Annotated in this window: 26 protein-coding genes; all 26 read left to right on the forward strand. The window is 39.9% G+C overall.

Annotation, left to right across the window (positions count from 1 at the left end):
- Positions 1 to 65 precede the first annotated feature (65 nt).
- On the forward strand, positions 66 to 1,097 hold the full coding sequence (gene hrcA, locus EEJ45_RS03200) for a heat-inducible transcriptional repressor HrcA (protein WP_124563346.1): 1,032 nt from the start codon (positions 66 to 68) through the stop codon (positions 1,095 to 1,097).
- Between the two features lie 27 nt (positions 1,098 to 1,124).
- Positions 1,125 to 1,697 (forward strand): nucleotide exchange factor GrpE, encoded by a 573-nt coding sequence (grpE, locus tag EEJ45_RS03205; RefSeq protein ID WP_278017819.1) that lies wholly within the window; start codon positions 1,125 to 1,127, stop codon positions 1,695 to 1,697.
- A 25-nt stretch (positions 1,698 to 1,722) separates the two neighbouring features.
- On the forward strand, positions 1,723 to 3,546 hold the full coding sequence (gene dnaK, locus EEJ45_RS03210; protein ID WP_124563347.1) for a molecular chaperone DnaK: 1,824 nt from the start codon (positions 1,723 to 1,725) through the stop codon (positions 3,544 to 3,546).
- Between the two features lie 106 nt (positions 3,547 to 3,652).
- On the forward strand, positions 3,653 to 4,750 hold the full coding sequence (gene dnaJ, locus EEJ45_RS03215) for a molecular chaperone DnaJ (RefSeq protein ID WP_124563348.1): 1,098 nt from the start codon (positions 3,653 to 3,655) through the stop codon (positions 4,748 to 4,750).
- Between the two features lie 33 nt (positions 4,751 to 4,783).
- A complete protein-coding gene (gene prmA / locus EEJ45_RS03220) occupies positions 4,784 to 5,719 on the forward strand; it encodes a 50S ribosomal protein L11 methyltransferase (protein WP_124563349.1) in 936 nt (311 codons plus the stop codon).
- Between the two features lie 52 nt (positions 5,720 to 5,771).
- Positions 5,772 to 6,515: a 16S rRNA (uracil(1498)-N(3))-methyltransferase gene (locus EEJ45_RS03225; RefSeq protein WP_124563350.1), complete on the forward strand. Its 744-nt coding sequence runs from the start codon at positions 5,772 to 5,774 to the stop codon at positions 6,513 to 6,515.
- 5 nt (positions 6,516 to 6,520) lie between these two features.
- Positions 6,521 to 7,858, forward strand: coding sequence for a tRNA (N(6)-L-threonylcarbamoyladenosine(37)-C(2))-methylthiotransferase MtaB (gene mtaB, locus EEJ45_RS03230; protein WP_124563546.1), 1,338 nt, complete (start codon positions 6,521 to 6,523; stop codon positions 7,856 to 7,858).
- A 397-nt stretch (positions 7,859 to 8,255) separates the two neighbouring features.
- Entirely contained in the window at positions 8,256 to 8,918 is a 663-nt protein-coding gene (gene deoC / locus EEJ45_RS03235; RefSeq protein WP_124563351.1) for a deoxyribose-phosphate aldolase, read from the forward strand.
- 303 nt (positions 8,919 to 9,221) lie between these two features.
- Positions 9,222 to 9,395: a 30S ribosomal protein S21 gene (gene rpsU / locus EEJ45_RS03240; RefSeq protein WP_000048061.1), complete on the forward strand. Its 174-nt coding sequence runs from the start codon at positions 9,222 to 9,224 to the stop codon at positions 9,393 to 9,395.
- Between the two features lie 14 nt (positions 9,396 to 9,409).
- The gene (locus EEJ45_RS03245; protein WP_124563352.1) at positions 9,410 to 9,853 is read left to right on the forward strand and encodes a GatB/YqeY domain-containing protein; all 444 of its coding nucleotides are present in this window, start codon (positions 9,410 to 9,412) and stop codon (positions 9,851 to 9,853) included.
- A gap of 100 nt (positions 9,854 to 9,953) precedes the next feature.
- Complete coding sequence (gene yqfC / locus EEJ45_RS03250; RefSeq protein WP_124563353.1) at positions 9,954 to 10,232, forward strand: sporulation protein YqfC; 279 nt, start codon at positions 9,954 to 9,956, stop codon at positions 10,230 to 10,232.
- Positions 10,233 to 10,244: 12 nt separating this feature from the next.
- Complete coding sequence (gene yqfD, locus EEJ45_RS03255) at positions 10,245 to 11,444, forward strand: sporulation protein YqfD (protein WP_124563354.1); 1,200 nt, start codon at positions 10,245 to 10,247, stop codon at positions 11,442 to 11,444.
- Between the two features lie 3 nt (positions 11,445 to 11,447).
- Positions 11,448 to 12,407 carry a PhoH family protein gene (locus EEJ45_RS03260; protein WP_124563355.1) on the forward strand — a complete coding sequence of 320 codons (960 nt, stop codon included), beginning with the start codon at positions 11,448 to 11,450 and terminating at the stop codon, positions 12,405 to 12,407.
- Positions 12,408 to 12,711: 304 nt separating this feature from the next.
- Positions 12,712 to 14,820, forward strand: a complete 2,109-nt coding sequence (locus EEJ45_RS03265; RefSeq protein ID WP_124563356.1) for an HD family phosphohydrolase — start codon at positions 12,712 to 12,714, stop codon at positions 14,818 to 14,820.
- A gap of 18 nt (positions 14,821 to 14,838) precedes the next feature.
- Positions 14,839 to 15,306, forward strand: coding sequence for an rRNA maturation RNase YbeY (gene ybeY, locus EEJ45_RS03270; protein ID WP_124563357.1), 468 nt, complete (start codon positions 14,839 to 14,841; stop codon positions 15,304 to 15,306).
- Positions 15,303 to 15,665: a diacylglycerol kinase family protein gene (locus tag EEJ45_RS03275; protein ID WP_124563358.1), complete on the forward strand. Its 363-nt coding sequence runs from the start codon at positions 15,303 to 15,305 to the stop codon at positions 15,663 to 15,665. Before ybeY ends, EEJ45_RS03275 begins: the two co-directional genes overlap by 4 nt.
- A gap of 20 nt (positions 15,666 to 15,685) precedes the next feature.
- Positions 15,686 to 16,084 (forward strand): cytidine deaminase, encoded by a 399-nt coding sequence (locus EEJ45_RS03280; protein ID WP_124563359.1) that lies wholly within the window; start codon positions 15,686 to 15,688, stop codon positions 16,082 to 16,084.
- Positions 16,077 to 16,979, forward strand: coding sequence for a GTPase Era (gene era / locus EEJ45_RS03285; RefSeq protein WP_124563360.1), 903 nt, complete (start codon positions 16,077 to 16,079; stop codon positions 16,977 to 16,979). Before EEJ45_RS03280 ends, era begins: the two co-directional genes overlap by 8 nt.
- A 101-nt stretch (positions 16,980 to 17,080) precedes the next feature.
- Positions 17,081 to 17,224: a YqzL family protein gene (locus EEJ45_RS03290; protein ID WP_124563361.1), complete on the forward strand. Its 144-nt coding sequence runs from the start codon at positions 17,081 to 17,083 to the stop codon at positions 17,222 to 17,224.
- Between the two features lie 31 nt (positions 17,225 to 17,255).
- On the forward strand, positions 17,256 to 18,002 hold the full coding sequence (recO, locus tag EEJ45_RS03295) for a DNA repair protein RecO (RefSeq protein WP_124563362.1): 747 nt from the start codon (positions 17,256 to 17,258) through the stop codon (positions 18,000 to 18,002).
- A gap of 114 nt (positions 18,003 to 18,116) precedes the next feature.
- Positions 18,117 to 18,746 carry a transcriptional regulator CcpN gene (gene ccpN, locus EEJ45_RS03300; RefSeq protein WP_124563363.1) on the forward strand — a complete coding sequence of 210 codons (630 nt, stop codon included), beginning with the start codon at positions 18,117 to 18,119 and terminating at the stop codon, positions 18,744 to 18,746.
- Between the two features lie 20 nt (positions 18,747 to 18,766).
- A complete protein-coding gene (locus EEJ45_RS03305) occupies positions 18,767 to 19,576 on the forward strand; it encodes a pyruvate, water dikinase regulatory protein (RefSeq protein ID WP_124563364.1) in 810 nt (269 codons plus the stop codon).
- 512 nt (positions 19,577 to 20,088) lie between these two features.
- Positions 20,089 to 20,547, forward strand: a complete 459-nt coding sequence (locus EEJ45_RS03310) for a YaiI/YqxD family protein (RefSeq protein WP_124563365.1) — start codon at positions 20,089 to 20,091, stop codon at positions 20,545 to 20,547.
- A 33-nt stretch (positions 20,548 to 20,580) separates the two neighbouring features.
- Entirely contained in the window at positions 20,581 to 22,356 is a 1,776-nt protein-coding gene (gene dnaG / locus EEJ45_RS03315; protein ID WP_124563366.1) for a DNA primase, read from the forward strand.
- 40 nt (positions 22,357 to 22,396) lie between these two features.
- On the forward strand, positions 22,397 to 23,512 hold the full coding sequence (gene rpoD, locus EEJ45_RS03320; RefSeq protein WP_124563367.1) for an RNA polymerase sigma factor RpoD: 1,116 nt from the start codon (positions 22,397 to 22,399) through the stop codon (positions 23,510 to 23,512).
- A gap of 392 nt (positions 23,513 to 23,904) precedes the next feature.
- A complete protein-coding gene (gene cccA, locus EEJ45_RS03325) occupies positions 23,905 to 24,264 on the forward strand; it encodes a cytochrome c550 (protein ID WP_124563368.1) in 360 nt (119 codons plus the stop codon).
- Positions 24,265 to 24,297: the final 33 nt, after the last annotated feature.

Here is a 24,297-nt window from a genome sequence, read left to right on the forward strand (position 1 = left end):
GTTTTGGTAATTTAATATTAGATTTAGCACTCAAAGTAAAAGAGTGCTAACAGAGGTGATGATATATGCTTACAGAACGTCAGCTCTTAATTTTACAAATTATCATTGACGACTTCATCCGTTCTGCGCAACCTGTAGGTTCACGCACATTGTCAAAAAAAGATGAGATTACGTTTAGTTCTGCGACCATCCGAAATGAGATGGCGGATTTAGAAGAACAAGGGTATATTGAAAAAACACACAGTTCTTCTGGTCGTGTACCATCTGAGAAGGGTTATCGGTTTTACGTTGATCATTTGCTGTCTCCGCAGCGCTTACCTGCAGAAGATATTGTGAAAGTCAAAGGCGTATTCGCGGAACGCATGATTGAAATGGAGAAAATTGCACAGCAGTCGGCGGAAATTTTATCAGATTTGACAAGTTACACAGCGATTGTACTAGGTCCTAAGGTCAGTGAAAATAAGCTGAAGAACGTTCAAATTGTTCCAATCGCAGCCAATACCATAGTGGCTATCATCGTAACTGACTCCGGTCATGTACAAAGTAGAACAATTACAATTCCGGAATACATTGAAGTTGCAGATTTGGAACGAATGGTCAATATTTTAAATGAAAAGCTCACTGGTGTACCAATCTCTGAGCTTCACAATAAAATCTTTAAAGAAATTATCACTGTATTGCGGCAACACGTACAAAACTATGATCAGGTTATTAAATTGCTCGATGGTACGTTTCAGTTTAGTGCATCGCAAAAAATTTATTTTGGCGGTAAAACGAACATGCTATCGCAACCAGAGTTTCATGATATTCAAAAGGTGCGTTCATTGCTTCATATGATTGATCAGGAGCAGGATTTCTACCACCTATTAGGTAATACGGCCGGGTTGCAGGTAAAGATTGGTCGAGAGAATGGTCCATCCGCTATGGAAGATTGTAGTCTTATTACAGCATCTTATTCTATCGGCGAGGATACACTAGGTACATTCGCAATTCTAGGACCAACCCGCATGAATTATGCACGTGTGATTAGCTTGTTGCAATTATTTACCGGGCAGCTTGCCGATGTATTTGAAAAATCGCAGCAAAATAAAACGTAATTGGTAAGAACCGCATTTTTAAGGGAGGTGAAAATGGTGGAAGAACGTAATGAACATACAACGGAAGAAGTAATGGCAGAGCAAGAGCATGTTGATACTACGGAAGATCAGGAAGTGTTGGAAGAGGCGAGCTCCGAACCTAATGATTTACAAGAACAAGTAGCTGAGCTCACAGCAAAGCTTTCTGAAACAGAGAATCGCATGCTTCGTCTGCAGGCTGACTTTGATAATTACAGACGCCGTGTTCAACTTGACAAAGAGGCGGCTGAAAAATACAGAGCACAAAGCCTTGTATCTGACATTTTACCTGCACTTGACAACTTTGAAAGAGCAATGAAGGTAGAAGTAAGCGATGAGCAAGCACAATCTCTTTTACAAGGTATGGAAATGGTATATCGACAATTAACAGAGGCTCTTGCTAAAGAAGGTGTAGCAGCAATTGAAGCGGCGGGACAGCCGTTCGACCCGCATTTGCATCAAGCTGTTATGCAAGTAGAAGACAGCGCTTATGAGTCTAATACGGTAGTAGAAGAGTTTCAAAAAGGTTATAAACTAAAAGATCGTGTTATTCGCCCTTCTATGGTGAAGGTCAGCCAATAACACTACATATTGAGGAGGATGAACGATGAGTAAAATTATCGGTATCGACTTAGGTACAACAAACTCTTGTGTCGCTGTAATGGAAGGCGGCGAGCCAAAGGTAATTCCAAATCCAGAAGGCAACCGTACAACTCCTTCAGTGGTTTCTTTCAAAAATGGTGAGCGTCAAGTAGGTGAAGTGGCTAAACGTCAAGCCATCACAAACCCTAACACAATCATCTCTATTAAGCGCCACATGGGTACTGACTACAAAGTGGAAGCTGAAGGAAAAGAATATACACCGCAAGAAATTTCTGCAATTATTCTACAAAATCTAAAAGCTTATGCAGAAGAGTACTTAGGTGAAAAGGTAACAAAAGCAGTTATTACAGTTCCTGCTTATTTCAACGATGCGGAACGTCAAGCTACAAAAGATGCAGGTAAAATTGCCGGCTTAGAAGTTGAACGTATTATCAATGAGCCAACAGCTGCGGCTCTTGCATATGGATTAGATAAACAAGACGAAGAACAAAAAATCTTAGTATACGATTTAGGTGGCGGTACGTTCGACGTATCTATCCTTGAATTGGCCGAGGGCACATTCGAAGTAATCGCGACAGCTGGCGATAATCGTCTAGGTGGAGATGACTTTGACCAAGTTATCATTGACTACTTAGTAGCGGAATTTAAGAAAGAAAACAGCATTGACTTATCTCAAGATAAAATGGCAATGCAACGCTTGAAGGATGCAGCGGAAAAAGCGAAAAAAGATCTTTCAGGTGTAACATCTACACAGGTTTCGTTACCGTTTATCAGTGCAGGAGCGGCAGGTCCGTTGCACTTGGAAGTAACATTAACTCGCGCGAAGTTTGAAGAACTTTCCGCAGAATTAGTAGAAAGAACACTAGAGCCGACTCGTCGTGCGCTTCGTGATGCTGGTTTAACACCAAGCGATCTTGACAAAGTTATTCTTGTCGGTGGTTCAACTCGTATTCCAGCAGTGCAAGAAGCAATTAAACGCGAAACAGGCAAAGAGCCGTATAAAGGCGTTAACCCAGACGAAGTAGTTGCACTTGGTGCAGCAATTCAAGGTGGCGTATTAACAGGTGATGTAAAAGGAGTTCTATTGCTTGACGTAACACCATTATCTCTGGGTATTGAAACAATGGGTGGCGTATTTACGAAGTTAATTGAGCGTAATACAACAATCCCAACAAGTAAATCACAAGTATTCTCTACAGCAGCTGATAACCAAACAGCAGTTGATATTCATGTGTTGCAAGGTGAGCGTCCGATGGCTGCTGACAACAAAACATTGGGTCGTTTCCAATTGTCTGATATTCCACCAGCACCACGTGGCATTCCTCAAATTGAGGTAACGTTTGACATTGATGCCAACGGTATTGTTAACGTACGTGCGAAAGATCTTGGTACAAATAAAGAGCAAGCAATCACAATTCAATCCTCTTCAGGTCTTTCTGATGAAGAAGTAGAACGCATGGTAAAAGAAGCGGAAGCAAATGCGAGCGCGGACCAAAAGCGTAAAGAAGAAGCTGAACTTCGCAACGAAGCAGACCAACTTGTGTTCCAAACAGAAAAGCTTGTGAAAGATTTGGAAGGTAAAGTAGATGCGACAGAGGTAACAAAGGCAAATGAAGCTAAAGATGCATTAAAAGCTGCAATTGAAAAGAACGAACTGGAAGAGATTCGCGCGAAAAAGGATGCACTTCAGGAAATCGTTCAAAATCTTTCTGTAAAGCTATATGAGCAGGCGCAACAAGCAGCACAAGCACAAGGTGGGTCCGAAGCAAACGGAAAGAACGATAACGTTGTAGATGCAGAGTTTGAAGAAGTAAAAGAAGATAAGTAAGAACAAAAAAAGTCAGAGTCAGGCGCGCCTTGACTTTGGCTTTTTTCTGTATTGCAAAGGAGTTTCACAAGGTGTTACAATTACGTTTATGTGAAAGGAGACGGCCATGAGTAAACGAGATTATTATGAAGTGCTTGGTGTTGGTAAAACGGCTTCTAAAGATGAAATTAAAAAGGCATATCGCCGCTTAGCAAAAAAATATCATCCTGATGTAAGTACTGAAGCAGACGCGACAGAAAAGTTTAAAGAAGTACAAGAGGCATATGAAGTGTTAAGTGATGATACAAAACGTGCCCAATATGATCAATTTGGCCATGCTGGTCCAAATCAAGGATTTGGCGGATTTGAAGGTGGCTTTGGCTTTGAAGATATCTTCAGTACGTTCTTTGGCGGTGGAGGTAGAAAACGTGATCCAAATGCGCCACGTCAAGGCGCGGATCTACAGTATTCTATAACACTTGAGTTTGAAGAAGCTATTTTTGGTAAAGAGATGGATATTGAGATTCCATCTGAGGAAAATTGTGGTACATGTGACGGCTCGGGTGCAAAACCTGGAACGAAAAAGGAAACATGTTCGCATTGTAGCGGAGCAGGTCAAATTAACGTGGAGCAGAGCACGCCATTTGGTCGCATCGTAAATCGCCGCACATGTAACCATTGTGGTGGTAGCGGACAAATTATCAAAGAGAAATGTACGACATGCCACGGTACAGGGAAAGTTCGAAAAAATAAAAAGATTCATGTGAAAATTCCAGCAGGTATTGATGATCAGCAACAAATTCGTGTGTCTGGTAAAGGTGAAGCCGGCGTGAATGGAGGACCTCCAGGAGATTTGTATGTGTTAATCCGCGTACGTTCTCATGAGTTCTTTGAGCGTGAGGGCGATGATATTGTATGTGAAATGCCGCTCACATTCGCGCAAGCTGCGCTTGGTGCAGAGGTGGAGGTTCCTACTGTACACGGCAAGGTGAAATTAAAAATTCCTGCTGGTACACAAACAGGAAAGCAGTTCAGATTGAAAGGAAAAGGTGCACCGAACGTAAGGGGTTATGGACAAGGAGATCAATATGTTATCGTGCGTGTGGTGACACCGACAAACTTGAGTGCAAGACAGAAAGAGTTGCTGCAGGAACTGGACGGACATGAAGAATTGCATAAAGACGACAGCCTGTTCGGAAAGCTTAAAAGAGCTTTTAAAGGGTAATACTGGTAGAAAAACCGCAGGAGTGGTCACATAATGAAATGGTCAGAAATTAGTATTCACACAACGCAAGAAGCTGTGGAACCTATCTCTCATATACTGCATGAGATGGGAGCGAGCGGTGTTTCTATCGCAGATATTGAAGATTTTAAGAAGGAACGTGAAAATGTCTTTGGTGAAATCTATGCATTAGATCGCAATGATTATCCGGAGGAGGGTGTGCTAGTTAAAGCATATTTCCCTGTTAATGATGAGCTGGATCAAACTGTGGAAAGTATTCGCGTAGCTGTAGATTCCCTAAAGCTTTATGATATTGATCTTGGTGCGAATACAATTACTCTTCATGAAGTAAACGAAGAAGACTGGGCAACGTCTTGGAAGAAATACTATCATCCTGTAAAGGTATCGAACACGTTTACGATTGTCCCCACATGGGAAACATACGATGCAGAACCGGAAGAGCGCATTATCGAGCTTGATCCTGGGATGGCGTTCGGTACGGGTACACACCCGACGACCGTGATGTGTATTCGTGCGTTGGAAAAAGCGATTCGACCAGGAGATCATGTAATTGATGTTGGTACAGGGTCAGGAATTTTAAGCATTGCGGCTGCCAAGCTTGGTGCTGCAAAAGTAGAAGCGTATGATCTAGATTATGTCGCAGTAGAAAGCGCCAAATCAAATGTTACGCTGAATAACACAGAACATGTGGTTACAGTTGGGCAAGGAAATCTGCTGCAAGGAATCGATGGTCCTGTGGACTTAATTGTTGCGAATTTACTAGCAGACATTATTTTACTGTTTGTAGAGGATGCGGCAAAAGTAATAAAGCCATCTGGCTTATTTATTACATCTGGTATCATCCAAACAAAACAAAAAGAAGTAGAGCATGCACTTATACAAGCAGGTTTCACTGTAGAAGAAGTTTTAAACATTGAAGATTGGGTAGCGATTGTAGCTCGAAATAAATAAGCGGTTTGCCCCGTTTGTGTAAACGGGGCATCCGCATTGTCAGGTGATAAATATGCAGCGCTATTTTGTTGAACGTATAGAAAATGATGAGGTTTTATTGACCGGTGATGATGCGCACCATATTGTCAAAGTAATGCGCATGCAGCCAGGCGATTCCATGTATTGCTGTGCAAACGGAAAAACGGCCCTTTGTACAGTTGCTGAAATTACCAATGAATTTGTGAAAGCGGCTGTTGTACAATGGGTGGAGGAATCCAACGAGCTTCCTGTCTTCGTTACGATTGCCAGCGGCTTGCCAAAAGGAGATAAGCTCGAGCTTGTAGTGCAAAAAGGTACAGAATTGGGCGCAGCAGCTTTTCTTCCCTTTCAAGCAAAGCGCTCTATTGTAAAATGGGATAGTAAAAAAGGTGATAAAAAGGTTGAACGTTGGACAAAAATTGCAAAGGAAGCGGCCGAACAATCGCATCGTGCCGTTGTGCCTTCTGTATATGCACCGGTAACGTTTAAAGAGTTATTAGCAATGAGTGCTAATTATGACATATGCATTGTCGCTTACGAAGAGGAATCTAAACAAGGTGAGCAAGCACGATTTGCAGGCGCATTAGAACGATTACAGCCTGGGGAAAAGGCGTTGCTTGTCTTTGGGCCTGAGGGGGGTCTTGCGGAAGAAGAAGTTACACAGTTACGTGAAGCGAATTTTATTCCGTGCGGATTAGGACCTAGAATTTTACGGACAGAAACAGCGCCGCTTTATGCGTTGTCTGCTGTGTCCTATCATTTTGAATTAATGAGGTGATCATGATGGCAACAGTCGCGTTTCATACGTTAGGTTGTAAGGTAAACCATTATGAAACAGAGGCGATTTGGCAGCTGTTTAAAGAAGGTGGCTATGAGCGCACAGAGTTTGAGCGTACGGCAGATGTATATGTAATTAATACTTGTACAGTAACAAATACAGGTGATAAAAAGAGTCGTCAAATTATTCGCCGCGCCGTTCGTCAAAATCCAGATGCGGTAATTTGTGTTACGGGTTGTTATGCCCAAACGTCTCCTGCTGAAATTATGGCCATTCCTGGCGTGGATATTGTTGTAGGTACACAAGATCGTGAGAAAATGCTTGGTTATATTGAACAATTTAAAGAAGAGCGTCAGCCAATTAACGGTGTGCGCAACATTATGAAAACACGTGTTTATGAAGAATTAGATGTACCTTATTTTACGGATCGCACACGCGCTTCTTTAAAGATTCAAGAAGGGTGCAATAACTTCTGCACATTCTGTATCATTCCTTGGGCACGTGGTTTAATGCGCTCTCGTGACCCGCAAGAGGTTATTCGCCAGGCACAGCAACTTGTAGATGCAGGTTACAAGGAAATTGTGCTAACTGGAATTCATACAGGTGGCTACGGCGAAGATATGAAAAACTATAATTTAGCGATGTTGCTTCGCGATATGGAAGCCCAAGTAAGAGGATTAAAGCGTCTTCGTATTTCTTCAATCGAAGCAAGTCAAATTACGGATGAAGTGATTGAAGTACTACGCAATTCTAAAGTGGTTGTACGCCATCTTCACATTCCTCTTCAATCGGGTTCAAACACTGTATTAAAACGTATGCGTCGTAAATACACAATGGAATTCTTTAAAGAAAGATTAGACCGTTTAAAAGAGGCATTGCCGGGTCTAGCTGTTACATCAGACGTAATTGTAGGGTTTCCAGGTGAAACTGAAGAAGAGTTTATGGAAACATATAACTTCATCAAGGACAATCGTTTTTCAGAGCTTCATGTATTTCCTTATTCTAAGCGCACAGGAACACCGGCAGCTCGCATGGACGACCAAATCGATGAAGAAGTAAAAAACGAGCGCGTGCATCGTTTAATTTCGTTATCTGATCAATTGGCAAAGGAATATGCTTCACAATTCGAAGGTGAAGTACTTGAGATTATACCAGAAGAATACAATAGTGATGGATTGTTAGTTGGTTATACAGATAATTACTTGAAAGTGCTTTTAGAAGGACCGGAAGAATGGATTGGACAGCTTGTAAAAGTTAAAATTACAAAGGCTGGTTATCCTTACAACGAAGGTCAATTTGTGCGCGTGCTGGATGAAATACCATCAGAATCTGCTAGCGCATAAGAGATTGGGACAACAGGTTTTCAGCCAAAGAAAAAACCGAACTATTAGTCGGAATTCTCTACACAGAATTCGATTTAGTTCGGATTTTTCCTTTATGAGTGTTATTTATTCACTATTCTTTCGGCTTTAGAGTTACATGATTCAGTTATGTCCCATCCTCTTTTTTATGGGTGCAGTATAAGAAGTCGATCACTTTTGAATGAAGCTTTTCATGCAATTCTAGAATGAAAATGAACTGGAGATTTCATTAGCACAATTCATAAAGCTATATGTATGCAAATGCTTGTAACAGGAAAACTTAACATAGGAAATGTCTTTTTTTTATGTTATAATGACTAACGAATTGAGTTGTCAGACAACTAACAAGTGATATACATATACGAAAGGGGTATAAGAAATGAACTACGCAAAATTAATTGATCACACATTATTAAAAGCAGATACAAAAAAAGAGGCAATTGAGACACTTTGTGCAGAAGCAAAGCAACACGATTTCGCATCAGTATGTGTAAATCCGACATGGGTAGAAACAGCGGCACAACTATTAAAAGGTACTGATGTGAAGGTATGTACAGTTATCGGCTTCCCTCTTGGCGCGAACACACCTGAAACAAAGGCATTTGAAACAAAAGATGCAATTGCAAAAGGTGCTACAGAGATTGATATGGTAATTAACATTGGTGCTTTAAAAGATAAAAACGATGAGCTTGTTGAGCGTGATATCCGTGCGGTTGTAGAAGCAGCAAACGGAACGTTAGTAAAAGTTATTATTGAAACATGCTTATTAACAGAAGAAGAAAAAGTTCGCGCATGTGAGCTATCCGTAAAAGCAGGTGCGCATTTCGTTAAGACTTCTACAGGTTTCTCTACAGGTGGTGCAACTGTAGAAGATGTAGCATTGATGAGAAAGACTGTAGGACCTGATATTGGCGTAAAAGCTTCTGGTGGTGTTCGTGATGCTGCAGGTATGGATGCAATGGTAGAAGCGGGTGCAACTCGTATCGGCACAAGCTCCGGCGTATTACTTGTAAGTGGTAAAACAGCAACAACTGACTATTAAAAAAACTGTCCCAATTTGGGACAGTTTTTTTAATAGATAGATGGAAAATTTCCATAGCAAGAGTACTTGGCCTTGCAAAGCATGAGCGCATCGTAAGCTTCAACTAAACAATGCTCGTCTTCTCTCCTATCTCAAGAGTCTCTTTTGTCACTTCTTTATGCTGGTTTTTGTCTTTTATTCATGCAACTGTTGACCAATAGGAGTAAAATGTATTATAATTTCAAAAGACATGCTGAAGAAGTGTTTCTTTTTTGCATGCCCTAGATTAGTGTAAGTGGATGTTTCGGAGGGAGGGAAAGAATAATGTCTAAAACAGTCGTTCGTAAAAACGAGTCTTTAGAGGATGCACTTCGCCGTTTCAAGCGTTCAGTTTCTAAAACTGGTACTCTTGCAGAAGCAAGAAAACGCGAATTTTACGAAAAGCCAAGCGTAAAGCGCAAGAAGAAATCCGAAGCAGCGAGAAAACGTAAATTCTAAGAGAGGGTGTAAGTATGAGTCTTCTCGAAACTTTAAACAATGATATGAAGCAAGCGATGAAGAATAAGGAAAAAGAAAGACTTTCCGTCATTCGCATGGTAAAGGCTGCTTTGCAAAATGAAGCGATTAAAATGCAACGTGCTCTAAATGAAGAAGAAGAGCTTACAGTATTAAGTCGTGAAGCTAAGCAGCGAAAAGACTCCCTCCTCGAATTTGAAAAAGCGGGTCGTGAAGACCTTGTGAATAAAGTAAAAGACGAAATGAAAGTTTTGGAAACGTATATGCCAAAGCAGCTTACGGAAGAAGAGCTCACAGCGATTATCCGTGACGTGATTGCGGCTACAGGTGCGTCATCCAAAGCTGATATGGGTAAAGTGATGGGTGCTGTGATTCCGAAAACAAAAGGAAAAGCAGACGGTTCATTGGTCAATAAGCTTGTTTCACAGTTGCTAGCATAAAAAAACACCTCCGATTGGAGGTGTTTTTTTATGCTTTTTTTGTTTTTAGTGATAGATGCCTCGTCTGTTTCATACATATGAGATGAAAGGGGGGTCTTTTGTGAAAAAGCTGCAACAGATGAAAGGTTGGATGACAAAGAAGATGGACCTGCCTGCGGATGTTCTGATGGATCTTCCGCGTATTACACTGATTGGACAAATCCACATTTATATAGAAAATCATAAAGGTTTACTTGTTTTTTCAGATACCGAAGTACGCTTGTTGTTAAAGCAGGGGCATCTTCTTGTTAAAGGAAGTGGCTTTGTAATTAAAACAATCTTGCCGGAAGAATTATTGCTCGAAGGGACGATTGATCAAGTATTATTTTTAGAGGAGTAATGGGGGAGAGCGATGAAAAATCAATGGATAACCTTCTTTTTTGGACATGTTAAAGTCAAGCTCACTGGACGAGGGGTAGAGCGTTTCTTGAATGAATGTGTGAGACAAGGTATGCATGTGTGGGATGTTCGAAGAGTAGGAGAGGATATTTTAACTTTTCGTATCTATGTCAAAGATGTTAAAGCACTTCGTCCTATCTTTCGTAAATATGAATGTGATTTAACATTCGTTGGAAGGGGTGGGCTTCCTTTTTTGCAAAAACGAACATTTCGCAATGCAGGATTTGCTCTTGGTTTTCTAGGTTTTTTTGGTATTTTACTGTTGTTGTCTAATATGGTATGGAATGTGGAAATCAAAGGAGCTAAGCCAGATACTGCGTATATTATTGAAAAGGAACTACAAAAAATGGGGGTTACGAGAGGAAAGCTACAATTTCAAGTGCCCAATGTAGAACAAATTCAGTGGCAACTTACAAATAATGTAGGTTCTATCACTTGGGTGGGTGTTGAATTACGTGGAACAACATATTATTTGCAGGTCGTTGAAAAAAATGAGCCGGAGCAAGAAAAAGCTTTGCCGCCTCAAAATTTAGTTGCTCGTAAAAAAGCAATTGTTCAAAAGATGTTTGTTGAACATGGTAAAACAATGGTGCAGTTATATGACCATGTGGAACCAGGGCAACTTTTGGTGTCAGGTATGTATGGTCCTGAAAATCAACCAACCGTTACAGCTGCAGAAGGAGTTGTATTTGGAGAGACGTGGTATGACTCTGTCGTTGAGGTACCATTAAAAACATCATTTCAAGTGTATACGGGAGAATTTTTTCATAAACATTATCTGAGAATCGGTAATTTCAAGATAAAAATATGGGGTTTTGAAAAAAATAAGTACAAGCAATATAAAGAGGAAATGACAACTCATTCTCTTCGCTTTTTAAAATGGGAGCTTCCTTTCGGGTATGAGAAGGTTATTGTAAGAGAAGAGGAGGGAGCTATGCGTCAATACAGTGAAAAAGAAGCGCTAACAGTTGGCGTTGAAATGGCGAAGGTGGAGCTTAAGAAAAAATTGGAAAGTAATGCAGTTATTTTAAGTGAAAAGGTTTTACAGAAGCAGATCGAGAATGGTACATTAAAATTAAAGTTATATTTTAAGGTAATAGAAAACATAGCAGTAGCGCAACCGATTACAGAATCCAATATTCAAGGAGACTAAGTAATGGCCGAACGTTTAGTAGAGATGAAGCAACAGGTAGAAAATCAGAATGAGGCCGCCGTATTATTCGGCGTCCAAGATGCAAATTTAAAACTTATTGAGCGCGAATTACAGGTTACAATTGTAACGAGAGGTGAAAGCGTTCGTGTATCAGGTGAACCAGAGGCTGTAGAACTTGTTGAAGACATTTTGCAACATTTATTGGTAGTAATTCGAAAAGGGATTTCAATTTCTGCCAGGGATGTTGCCTATGCCATTCAGTTAGGACAAGAAGGCAATCTAGCACAGTTTGAAAATCTATACGTTGAAGAACTATTAAAAACAGCAAAAGGGAAGCCTGTACACGTTAAGACAATTGGACAACGTCAGTATATCCAAGCTATAAAAAGGAACGATGTTGTGTTTGGGATTGGACCTGCAGGAACGGGAAAAACATACTTGGCTGTGGTCATGGCCATTCGAGCATTAAAAAATGGCTCTGTTAAAAAGATTATTTTAACAAGACCGGCAGTAGAAGCGGGGGAAAGTCTCGGCTTTTTACCGGGTGACCTAAAAGAAAAGGTAGATCCGTACTTAAGACCTCTTTATGATGCGCTCCATGATTTGCTTGGACAGGAGCATACACAGCGCATGATTGAGCGAGGTACGATTGAAATTGCGCCTCTTGCTTATATGCGCGGCCGAACATTGGATGATTCGTACGTTATTTTGGACGAAGCACAAAACACAACCAGCGCGCAAATGAAAATGTTCTTAACGCGTCTTGGATTTGGTTCCAAAATGATTATAACAGGAGATCCGTCTCAAATTGATTTACCAAAAGGTGTTCGTTCCGGACTGGCTACAGTTACGACGATTCTAAAGGATGTCTCGGGTATTGCATTTGTAACTTTGGAGCAGTCTGATGTAGTACGTCATCCTGTTGTACAAAGGATTATTGCGGCATATGAGAAAGCAGAGTAGAGGGTGTCCTGTAAGGACACCCTCTTTATTCTGTAAAATAATATTTGGTGTTTATGTATTTTTTTTTATGATAAACTTAAAAGTAACATAAAAATTTAGCTGTGTTAAAGCGTAATATTGATAATTGGCATTGTGAAGGGGGGCTGACCCCGTACCTAATCGCCCGTGGAAATCAACAAAAAACTGTAACATCGCCAGAAAGTTAAGGAGGTTATACGCAGGGTATGCGTTTTTTCTCCCAGTAGGAAAATATGTATACAGAACTGGTCATGGAAGTAAACCAGAGAGGAGGATGGAAGCGAACATGTTGAAAACAAACAAGGTCTCTCGATTTGTGAGAAGGCTTTCACATATTAATTTTATCACAATGAGTTTATACACTGTACTGGGTCTTATCTTATTTGCAGCCCTGGCCAGTCATGTAAAGCCGGACGAGCTTGATGTAAAACTGCTTTCAATCGCAAAAAAAACCATTCATTCTCCCATTACTATTGAAGATAAAGCCACTACTGAAAAGAAGAAGAGAGAAGCTGCCCAAAAAGTAGAGGATCAATATATATATCGTACCGAATATAAACAAAATCGAATCGATATTGTGAATTCTGTATTTGATATCGTTAAAGAGGTAGGCGATGATAGCAAAGGGTCGGCTACAACAGTGCCTGTTTCAGAGCAAGTTGATATGCTGAAAAAGAAGCTTCCAAGCGATATTATTAAAAGTGTTACTGAACAAGGATTATTAGCTATGCTAAGTGCTACGCCGGAGCAACTTGCGGCGGCGCGAGAGTTTTCTGTCACGGCTGTTAATAATGTAATGAGTCGTCAAATAAAAATCAATGAAGTAAGTGAAGCAAGAACAAGACTCAGCAATGAATTACGCTATGCAAGTGTTACTGGCGCTTTAAAAGATGCCATTATTTCTTTAGGGCAATATGCTGTTATACCTAATTATTTTTATGATCCAATCGCAACGAAAGAACGTAAGCAATTAGAGATGAGCACAGTGGATCCTGTATACATTTTACAAGGGCAAGTTATTGTAAAAGAAGGAGACACCATTAAGCGAGAGGTATATGAGCAACTCAAACTGGTAGGGCTAGCGGACAATCAAACAGCACTTCAACCGTTTCTTGGGTTAATTATGTTAATATCACTCTTATTGTTCTTTGTGCATAAGCAGTTTACACGTTTTTTGAATCATAAGCATGAAGATAAGCCTTACCTTGTGGCATATATCATTATCGTTGCTATGACGGTTTTTCTTATGAAAATAATTAGTTTATTTCAACAAGTGGAATATGCGGGACTTAGTTATATGGTACCGGTAGCAATGGGGACAATGTTAATTAAACTAATGATTGGTGAGCGATTTGTTTTTGTAACAAGTATGATTCTTTCTATCAGTGGAAGCATTATGTTTAATGAGGGTGTAACCAGTGCATTTAATTATTCTGTCGGTACGTATATTTTGTTAAGTGCGTTGTCGGCTAACATCTTCTTAAAAGAGAAAAACCGCAGAAGTATGATTTTACAAGCGGGTATTTTTATTAGCTTCTTTAATGTACTAGTAGTATCGGCGTTACTGTTACTTCGTAACGGACAGTTTTCCTGGTTTGAGGTTGGATTGCATCTGATGATGGCTGCGGCATCAGGACTGCTTTCTTCCGTACTCGTTATGGGTCTTTTGCCTTACTTAGAAAGCGGACTTGGGATTGTTTCGACAATGAAGTTAATGGAGCTTGGTAGCCCCAATCATAAATTATTACGTAAAATTTTACTCGAAACACCAGGAACGTATCACCACAGTATTATGGTAGCAAACCTATCAGAAGCTGCCTGTGAAGCAATAGGTGCAAATGGACTAGTAGCACGAGTGGGTGCTTATTATCATGATATTGGGAAAACGGTGCGACCACATTTCTTTATAGAAAATCAAATGGGTGCCGCTAATCCTCATGATGAGCTTTCTCCTGAAGTTAGTCGCGATATTATCATCTCTCATGTAACGGAAGGTGTAAAACTACTGCGCGAACATAAAATTCCTAAAGAAATTGTAGATATTGCTGCTGAACATCATGGTACAACGCTCTTAAAATATTTTTACCATAAAGCGGTTCAAATTGGAGACAAAGAATACAAGGAAGAAATGTTTCGGTATCCTGGTCCAAAGGCCAGGTCTAAAGAATCAGCTATTGTTGGCATTGCAGACAGTGTAGAGGCTGCTGTGCGCTCATTGAACGCACCCACGCCTGAGCAAATTGAAAATTTGGTTAAAGGGATTGTATCGGATCGTTTGCGAGATGGACAGTTTTCTCAATGTAATTTAACATTTCAAGAGTTAGAAATTGTAACAAAAACATTATGTGAGACGTTAAATGGGATTTTTCATTCACGTATTACATATCCGGATTAATAGTAGTGGAGGTACGAGATGGGTATCATTGTTGATTTTTTTGATGAAACGAATGAAGTAGAGGAGAAGCATATTAATATGTTACAAGAACTGATTGCGTTTGCGGCAAAGAGTGAAAAGGTTGAAGATGCCGAAATGTCGGTCACGTTTGTAACGAATGAACGTATACAGGAGTTAAATTATGAATATCGTGGCAAAAATCAACCGACGGATGTGATTTCGTTCGCAATGGAGGAGATGGGTGAAGGAGAGCTAGAGGTTATGGGCGGAGAAGAAATGCGGATGCTTGGAGATATTGTTATTTCTGTTCCCCGTACAAAAGAGCAAGCGGAAGATTACGGTCACTCGTTTGAAAGAGAGCTTGGATTTTTAACAGTTCATGGGTTATTGCATCTTCTTGGTTACGATCATATGACGGAAGAGGAAGAAAAGGTGATGTTTGATAAGCAAAAGAAAATTTTGCATGCTTACGGACTAAAGCGATGAAAAAGGGGAAGCTAATAAACAGTTTCCAATACGCATTTTTTGGCCTTTGGATGTGTGTTCGTGATGAACGTAATATGAGAATTCACATTGGTGCAGCGGTGGTTGTGTGCGGAATGGGGCTTTGTTATGACATTTCTAGGCAGGAATGGAGTGTTCTTTTGCTCACAATCGGTGCTGTAATGAGCTTGGAAGCTGTAAATACAGCAGTGGAGAAAGTAGTGGATCTAACAACAACTGAACATCATCCGCTTGCGAAATATGCCAAGGACGTAGCGGCAGGAGCTGTTTTGTTGTTTGCGTTTATTGCTGTTGTAATCGGCATATTAATTTTTTCCCCTTACGTTCAGCAATCATTTTAATTTTGGGAAGGGTTGGTTATATGAACAGTCAAGAATTGATTCAAAAAGCGATTGAAGCTCGTCAAAATGCTTACGTACCATACTCTAAATTTAAAGTGGGAGCTGCCTTATTAGCAGCAGACGGAAAACTATACCAAGGTTGTAATGTGGAGAACGCTTCGTATGGTTTGACAAACTGTGCCGAACGAACAGCATTGTTTAAAGCAGTGTCGGAAGGGGATAAGGACTTTACAGCCATCGCAGTGGTAGGAGACACAGCTGGTCCGATTTCCCCGTGTGGCGCATGCCGTCAAGTTATGGTAGAATTATGCAAGCCGGAAACAAAAGTTTATTTGGCTAACTTAAAGGGCGACGTGCAGGAAACGACCGTTGCGGCGTTATTGCCCGGCGCATTTTCATCGGAGGATTTACATGAATAAAGAATACAAATCAGGGTTTGTCTCCATTATTGGGAGGCCTAATGTAGGAAAATCTACATTTTTAAATCGAATCATCGGTCAAAAAATTGCAATTATGAGCGATAAGCCGCAAACGACGCGGAATAAAATTCAAGGTGTGTATACAGAAACAGATGCGCAAATCATCTTTATTGATACACCAGGAATTCATAAGCCAAAGCATAAGCTTGGTGATTTTATGATTAAAATGGCTGAAAATACGCTAAAGGAAGTAGACATTGTTTTGTTCATGATTAATGCGACAGAACAATTTGGACGCGGAGACGAATATATTATTGAAAAATTAAAGAGCACAAAGCAGCCTGTCTTTTTGGTAGTTAATAAAATTGATCAGGTACACCCTGAAAAGTTATTGCCGCTGATTGAAAAATACAAAGAGGCTTATAGTTTTACAGAAGTAATTCCAATTTCCGCATTGGAAGGTAATAATGTTGAAGCTTTAATTGGAACGATTAAGAAGTATTTACCGCCGGGTCCGCAATATTATCCTGCCGATCAGGTAACGGACCATCCAGAACGGTTTATTATCGCGGAATTGATTCGCGAAAAGGTGCTGCATTTGACGCGTGAAGAGGTGCCACATTCTGTTGCGGTTGCAATTGATGCGATTGAAAAGCGTGAGGGAGGAGCAGTGTATGTGAATGCCACTGTGGTGGTTGAGCGCCCTTCTCAAAAAGGAATTATTATCGGTAAACAAGGTGGCATGTTGAAAGAGGTTGGGAAGCGTGCGCGTCTTGATATTGAAATGCTTCTCGGTTCAAAGGTATTTTTAGAACTATGGGTAAAAGTACAAAAGGATTGGCGCAACAAGATGTCGCAGCTTCGTGATTTTGGATTCCGGGAAGACGAGTATTAATTAACAAAATTTTTCTCACATGAAAATGAACAAATAAGGTCATTTTAATAACAATAAGGAATTGGAGTATATGCTGGTCTTATTGAGGAAGGTGGGTTCTTATGTTGAAGTTTACCTGGAGTGTGTTTTCAAAGACGGGCAATATCGAAACATATCTTCTCTTAAAGGAATTAGAGAGAGAAGGGCAAAACATACCAGACCAACAAATGGATGAGCTAGCAGAAAGCGATTCGCCAATTTCTTGATCTTATTTGTTCAATCCCAGGGGGAGCGAACGTGTTTCAAAAAATTGAGGGAATTGTGATTCGAACAACTGATTATGGAGAAACCAATAAAATTGTCACCATCTTTTCCAGAGAATTTGGAAAAGTAAGCGCAATGGCGAGAGGTGCTAAAAAACCGAAAAGTCGTTTAGCAGCAGTTTCACAGCCGTTTACATATGGCTATTTTCTCCTGCAAGTTGGTTCGGGTTTAGGAACACTACAGCAAGGTGAAATTGTTTCTTCTTTTCGTGATATACGTGAAGATATATTTTTGACTGCATATGCTTCATTTGTAGTAGAATTGACTGACAAGGCAACCGAGGAAAAAAGGAACAATCCGTATTTGTTTGAAATGCTGTATCAAACGCTTCATCATATGAATGAAGGAGCTGATGCGGAAATTTTATCGTTAATGTATCAGACAAAAATGTTACCTGTTCTAGGGCTTCACCCGTCTTTTGACGAGTGTGCGATTTGTCATCGGTTAGATACATTCGTCGCCTTTTCTGTACGTGAAGGCGGCTTTCTATGTGCTTCGCATGCTGAACAAGATTCATATCGTATTCCGTTGAATGAAGCGGCTGCAAAATTATTACGATTATTCCATCATTTTGATTTAACAAGGTTAGGTAACATATCTGTTAAACCAGAAACGAAAAAGCAAATGCGTATAGCATTAAACGCTTATTTTGATGAGCATTGCGGTATTTATTTAAAGTCACGACGTTTTTTAAATCAGTTAGATAAACTAACACCGTAAGACCGTCACGGGATTTTCCCCAATGTGACGGTCTTTTTTGAATCTTCCATTTAGTATATAATATTGAAAAGACAGTATAACGTTTTTTCACGAAAGGATAAAGGTGGTGAGTGCATGGAGTTGAATAAGAGGCAGGAACAAATCATTCAGATTGTCAAAGACTTCGGTCCCATTACAGGAGAAGCGATTGCTGAGCAATTGCATTTAACAAGAGCAACGTTGCGACCGGATCTCGCAATTCTAACGATGGCGGGCTACCTAGAGGCACGCCCACGCGTCGGTTATTTTTATACAGGAAAAACAGGCGGACAATTATTAGCAGAAGCTGTAAAGAAATTAACCGTACAATCCTATCAATCCAGACCTGTAGTTGTTGATAAAAATGTATCGGTATATGATGCGATTTGTACGATGTTTCTTGAAGATGTAGGAACATTGTTTGTTGTAGACCATAATACAGTATTGGTAGGGGTAGTTTCCCGTAAAGATTTGCTTCGAGCAAGCCTTGGTAAACAAGAGTTAACGGCTGTACCTGTCAATATTATCATGACGAGAATGCCCAATATTACGATGTGTAGACGCGAAGATAGTTTGTATGAGGTTGCTAAGAAGCTAATAGCGAAGCAAATCGATGCTATGCCGATTGTGCGTGATACTGAGCATGGGGCAGAGGTAATTGGACGTATTACAAAAACGAACATTACACGTGCATTCGTAGATTTAGTCAACAATGAAACGTTGTAATCACAAAGTGAGGTTAGAACATGAGCAATCAAATTGTATATGTGGTGTCTGACTCAGTCGGGGAAACAGCTGATTTAGTCGTTCGTGCTGCCATGGGACAATTTTTATTTACACCGGATATTAGACGTGTGCCGTATGTAGAAGATATGGGTACACTTAAGGAAGTTGTTTCAATTGCTAAAAGTAACGGTGCCATTATTTGTTTTACGTTAGTAAAACCTGAAATGCGAAATTATTTAATTAATGAAGCACAAGCTGAAGGTGTACAAGTATACGATATTATTGGTCCGCTCATTGATTGTATTCAAGCTACAACAGGAGCAATTCCAAGATTTGAACCCGGTTTGGTTCGAAAGCTTGATGAAGATTACTTTAAAAAGATTGAAGCAATTGAATTTGCGGTAAAATATGATGATGGCAGAGATCCGAGAGGTATACTAAAAGCAGATATTGTGTTAATTGGCGTATCACGAACGTCTAAAACACCACTTTCACAATACTTGGCCCATAAGCGATTAAAAGTGGCGAATGTACCGCTTGTGCCGGAAATAGATCCTCCAGAAGAACTGTATCGCGTGCCAAAAGAAAAGTGCTTTGGTCTAAAGATTGATCCGGATAAGTTGAATAACATTCGAAAAGAGCGATTAAAATCGCTTGGGCTCAGCGATGGTGCCAGTTATGCCAATATGAACCGCATTCAATCTGAGTTAAAGCATTTTGAAAACGTTGTTAGTAAGATTGGATGTCAGGTTATCGATGTATCAAACAAAGCAATTGAAGAAACAGCAAATCTTATTTTAAACGCCATACAAACACAGCGGCGGTTTTAATCAGAAACCAACTCTGTATTTCGTAGGCAAGAAGAGCGGGCCGTGTGTGGATACAGTCGGTTTCCGTAAGGAGTAATAATTGACACTCAGGGGATTGTGCAATTTCTTTTTTTTTATTAGCTGTGTTAAAACTTGATTTATTTATAGGTTAGAAAAGTACATGAGCTTATGTAGCTACTAAGTGTTATGCGAGAAAACATCTACGCAAATGTGTGGGTGTTTTTTATCGTGGAATAATGTGTGAGGCCTATGTAGCAGAACGAATATAATAAAATTATGTGCAAATAATTTTCTGCAAGAAACAGTTTTTTTGTGTAGCCAATAAAATAAAAATATATTATAATAAAAAATTGTGATAAAAGCATGTGTTTTTTACGTTTAGACTTTGATTTTTCAGAATAAACTAGGGATAGATTCGTGATACCTATTCTTCTACGTAAAATCGACAAAAATCCAAACAATTAAGCATGCATTATGGAAGGATTCGCTGAAGGGATGTAGAATAGAGAAATATGCTGAAATCGAAACGGATTTTTGTAGATGCTGATGCTTGCCCTGTAAAGCAAGAAATAGTTGATGCTTGTAAGCCGTATGAAATAGAAGTTTATTTTATTGCTTCTCACGCTCACCGAACCAATTTTGGGAGTGGTACATGGATTTATGTAGACTCTTTACAGGATGAAGTTGATTTTGCAATTTTTCAACGTGCTGACGCAGGGGATATTGTGGTGACCCAAGACATGGGTTTGGCCGCTCTTCTAGTAAAAAAGAAGGTTATTGTGATTTCCCCCAGGGGTATCCTAATTCAGGACGAGCAAATTGATTGCATATTGCATTCACGATATGTATCTGCAAAATTACGCCGACAAGGCACATTTACAAAAGGACCTAAGGCATTCACCAAAGAAGATCGAGAGAGATTTTCAAATATGCTACAAAAAATATTGTCGAATCATGAAGGAATTCACTGATTTATACCGAATATAAAGTTACGGAGTGGAGTTATGGGAGAGAAAATCCCTGATGAAGTTGTAGAGCGCGTCCGTCAGTCCGTTGATATTGTAGATGTAATCAGCGAATATGTGCAACTGAAAAAACAAGGACGCAATTATTTTGGTTTATGTCCTTTTCATGGCGAAAGCACCCCGTCTTTTTCCGTTTCGTCAGATAAGCAAATTTTTCATTGCTTTGGTTGTGGAGAAGGTGGAAATGCATTATCTTTTCTTATGAAGATAGAGGGTATTTCCTTTTCGGAAGCTGTACAAAAAGTCGGTGAAAAAGTTGGCGTAAATGTTGCAGGGTACGTGGGGGAGCCGCAAGTTGTAGACAATGCTGAAGGGCGAATGGTGGAGGCTCATGAACTTCTTAAAAAGTATTATCATCATTTGTTATTAAATTCGCAGGAAGGTCAAATAGCTCTCGAATATTTGCTGAAGCGAGGAATATCCAAGGATCTTATTTCTAAGTTTGAGCTCGGTTATGCAGGTCCTGCTTGGGATCACGGTGCAAAAGTGTTGCAAAAACGAGGGTTTTCTCTTGTGAATATGGAAAAGGCAGGCTTGGTTATCGAAAACGAGCAGGGAGAAGGATATCGAGATCGTTTTCGTCATCGGGTTATGTTTCCTATCCACAATGCCCAAGGAAAAACGATTGCATTTAGTGGTAGAACGCTAGGAGATGATGCACCAAAATATTTGAATAGCCCTGAGACCCCAATCTTTCATAAGAGCAATGTATTATATCATTTTCATCAAGCACGAACCAGTATGCGAAAACAGCAACGTGCCTTATTATTTGAAGGGTATGCAGATGTGATTGCCGCTGTTGGTATCGGACTTGAGGAATCTGTTGCAACAATGGGAACAGCGATTACCAAGGAGCAAGCTTTGTTGTTAAAGCGCCACGCGCAAAACGTTGTTATTTGTTATGATGGTGATAAAGCGGGACAAGAAGCGACTGCAAAAGCAGGGGTAATGCTTTTAGAAGCTGGCTGTAATGTCAAAACTGTTATCATCCCGGACCGAATGGACCCGGATGAATATATTCGCACACATGGTGCGAGTTCTTTTCGAAAGCTTGTGGAAGAAAGTCTTACATTTATTGATTTCAAACTTCACTATCTTCGTTTTGGTAAAAATTTACAAAACCCACAGGAACAAGGAAAATATGTACAGGCTGTCGTACAAGAACTCGCAAAATTGACAACGTTTGTACAGGCCCAGCCTTATTTGCAAGCATTGGCTAAGGAATTTCCGTATGAGATGGAAGATTTGCGTAATGAATTACGCAAGCTTCAAAAGGGACGTATGCAAACCGACTCTGTTGTACCTGTAAGACGTCAGCTCACTAAACCTCGTTTTAAAGGGTATGAACGAGCCGAAAGAGAACTAGTTTATCATGCCTTACACAGTGAAGAAGTTGCACAACGTCTGCAGCCGTATATCCAAGATTTTTATACTGAAGAACATAAAGGGATTTTATATGAACTATATGCATATTATGAAAAGGGATATGAAGCAAGTGTCAGCAAGTTTTTAGACTGGCTTTCTAACGAAACGCTCAAAAAAATTGCTACAGATATTTCAACTGATGAATTAATTAACCCAAGCTATTCGCAAGAACTATTTGAAGGTGATTTGAAATCGCTACAAAATCATAAACAAAAAATAGAAGAAATGAGTTATGCTTTTGAAGTTCGTAAGATTGAAAAAGTTGATCCAAAAGCAGCAGCTCAGTTTGCTTTAGAAAACATCATCAATAAGCGGAAAGCAAGAAGATAATAAGCAAAATAGTTTGTATCTCGTGCAAGGAGGGGAACAGATGGCTGACAAATCAGCACGTTCTAAAGAAATTGAAACAGATGTAACTGTTGAACAAGTAAAAGAGCAATTGATGGAAATCGGTAAAAAACGAGGCGTTCTTACATACGAAGAAATTGCAGAACGCATGAGCGGATTCGATATGGAGTCCGAACAAATGGATGAATATTATGAATATCTTGGTGAACAAGGTATTGAGTTAATTGGTGACTCCGATGAAGACCCAAATATCCACCAATTAAAAGAAGAAGAGTTCGACTTAAATGATTTAAGCGTACCACCAGGTGTGAAAATTAATGACCCTGTACGTATGTATTTAAAAGAAATTGGTCGAGTTGATTTGCTGTCAGCAGAAGAAGAGATTAACCTTGCAGAACGAATTGAACAAGGTGATGAAGAAGCGAAACGTCGTCTTGCTGAAGCGAATTTACGATTGGTAGTAAGTATTGCGAAACGTTATGTAGGGCGCGGTATGTTGTTCCTTGATTTAATTCAAGAAGGGAACATGGGTTTAATTAAAGCCGTAGAAAAATTTGATTACCGCAAAGGCTTTAAATTCAGTACGTATGCAACTTGGTGGATTCGTCAAGCAATTACACGTGCCATTGCTGACCAAGCAAGAACCATTCGTATCCCAGTTCATATGGTTGAAACGATTAATAAATTAATTCGTGTTCAGCGCCAGCTTCTCCAAGATCTTGGGCGAGAGCCTTCTCCTGAGGAAATTGGTGAAGAAATGGATCTTGCTCCGGAAAAGGTTCGTGAAATTTTAAAAATTGCACAGGAACCTGTTTCGTTAGAAACACCAATTGGTGAAGAAGATGATTCGCACCTTGGTGATTTTATTGAAGATCAAGAGGCCACTTCTCCTGCTGAGCATGCAGCATATGAGCTTTTAAAAGAGCAGCTGGAAGACGTGCTTGATACATTAACAGATCGTGAAGAAAATGTGCTTCGTCTACGTTTTGGATTGGATGACGGCCGAACTCGTACACTTGAAGAGGTAGGAAAGGTATTCGGTGTAACGCGTGAGCGTATCCGTCAAATTGAAGCAAAGGCGCTTCGTAAATTGAGACACCCAAGCCGTAGCAAACGTTTAAAAGATTTTCTTGAATAGGTTTGATACTTTGAGTTTACTTCATATTTGTGAAGTAAACTCTTTTGTTTTGTAATGATTGTTTTACAGTTATGCAAAGAAAGGAATTTGTGAATTACAATTCTTGTAATTCATTTTACAGAATTGTCTATTGATTTGCAAATGCTCCTTTCTATATTTTTCGAGTCCTTTCTTTGTTCTGTTGCAGTTTTCTTTATAAAATATGCAATATTTCCTCGTTTAGACGTGAGATTTGGCAAAAAATGCGTATGGTTCTTATAATTATGGAGAATTTACAAAATTTCTAGAATATTTTTTCGCTAACATACAGTTTGTACTTTTCCGATACAGCGTTTTCAAGTACAATAGTAATGTCTATATAACATGGGGGTACATAGAGGGGGAGAAAAACAATGAAACGCAACCCATTAATTCCGTTCGCACTTATTGCCGTACTAGGCATACTCAGCATGTTTTTACTTTCTTTTCAAGGATTGCATAAAGCGGATGAGCTTGCTGCGGCGCAAAAAAATGGTGGAAAAGCAACGCAAGCTGCTTCCAAACCTGAGGATATTGTAAAACAAAGCTGTACAAGTTGTCATGGTGAACAGTTACAGGGCGGTGTTGGCCCTAACATTTCTAACATTGGTAGTAAGCTGTCTAAGGATGATATCCAAAATGTCATCCTAAACGGTAAAGGCAACATGCCAGCTGGTTTATTGCCAGCAGACCAAGCGGCAAAAGTTGCTGACTACTTGGCTAAAAAGAAATAATGTAAAAGCCCTTCGCAGATGCGGAGGGCTTCA

The sequence above is a fragment of the Ectobacillus antri genome (genome assembly GCF_003852715.1).
GTDB lineage: Bacteria > Bacillota > Bacilli > Bacillales > Bacillaceae_G > Ectobacillus > Ectobacillus antri.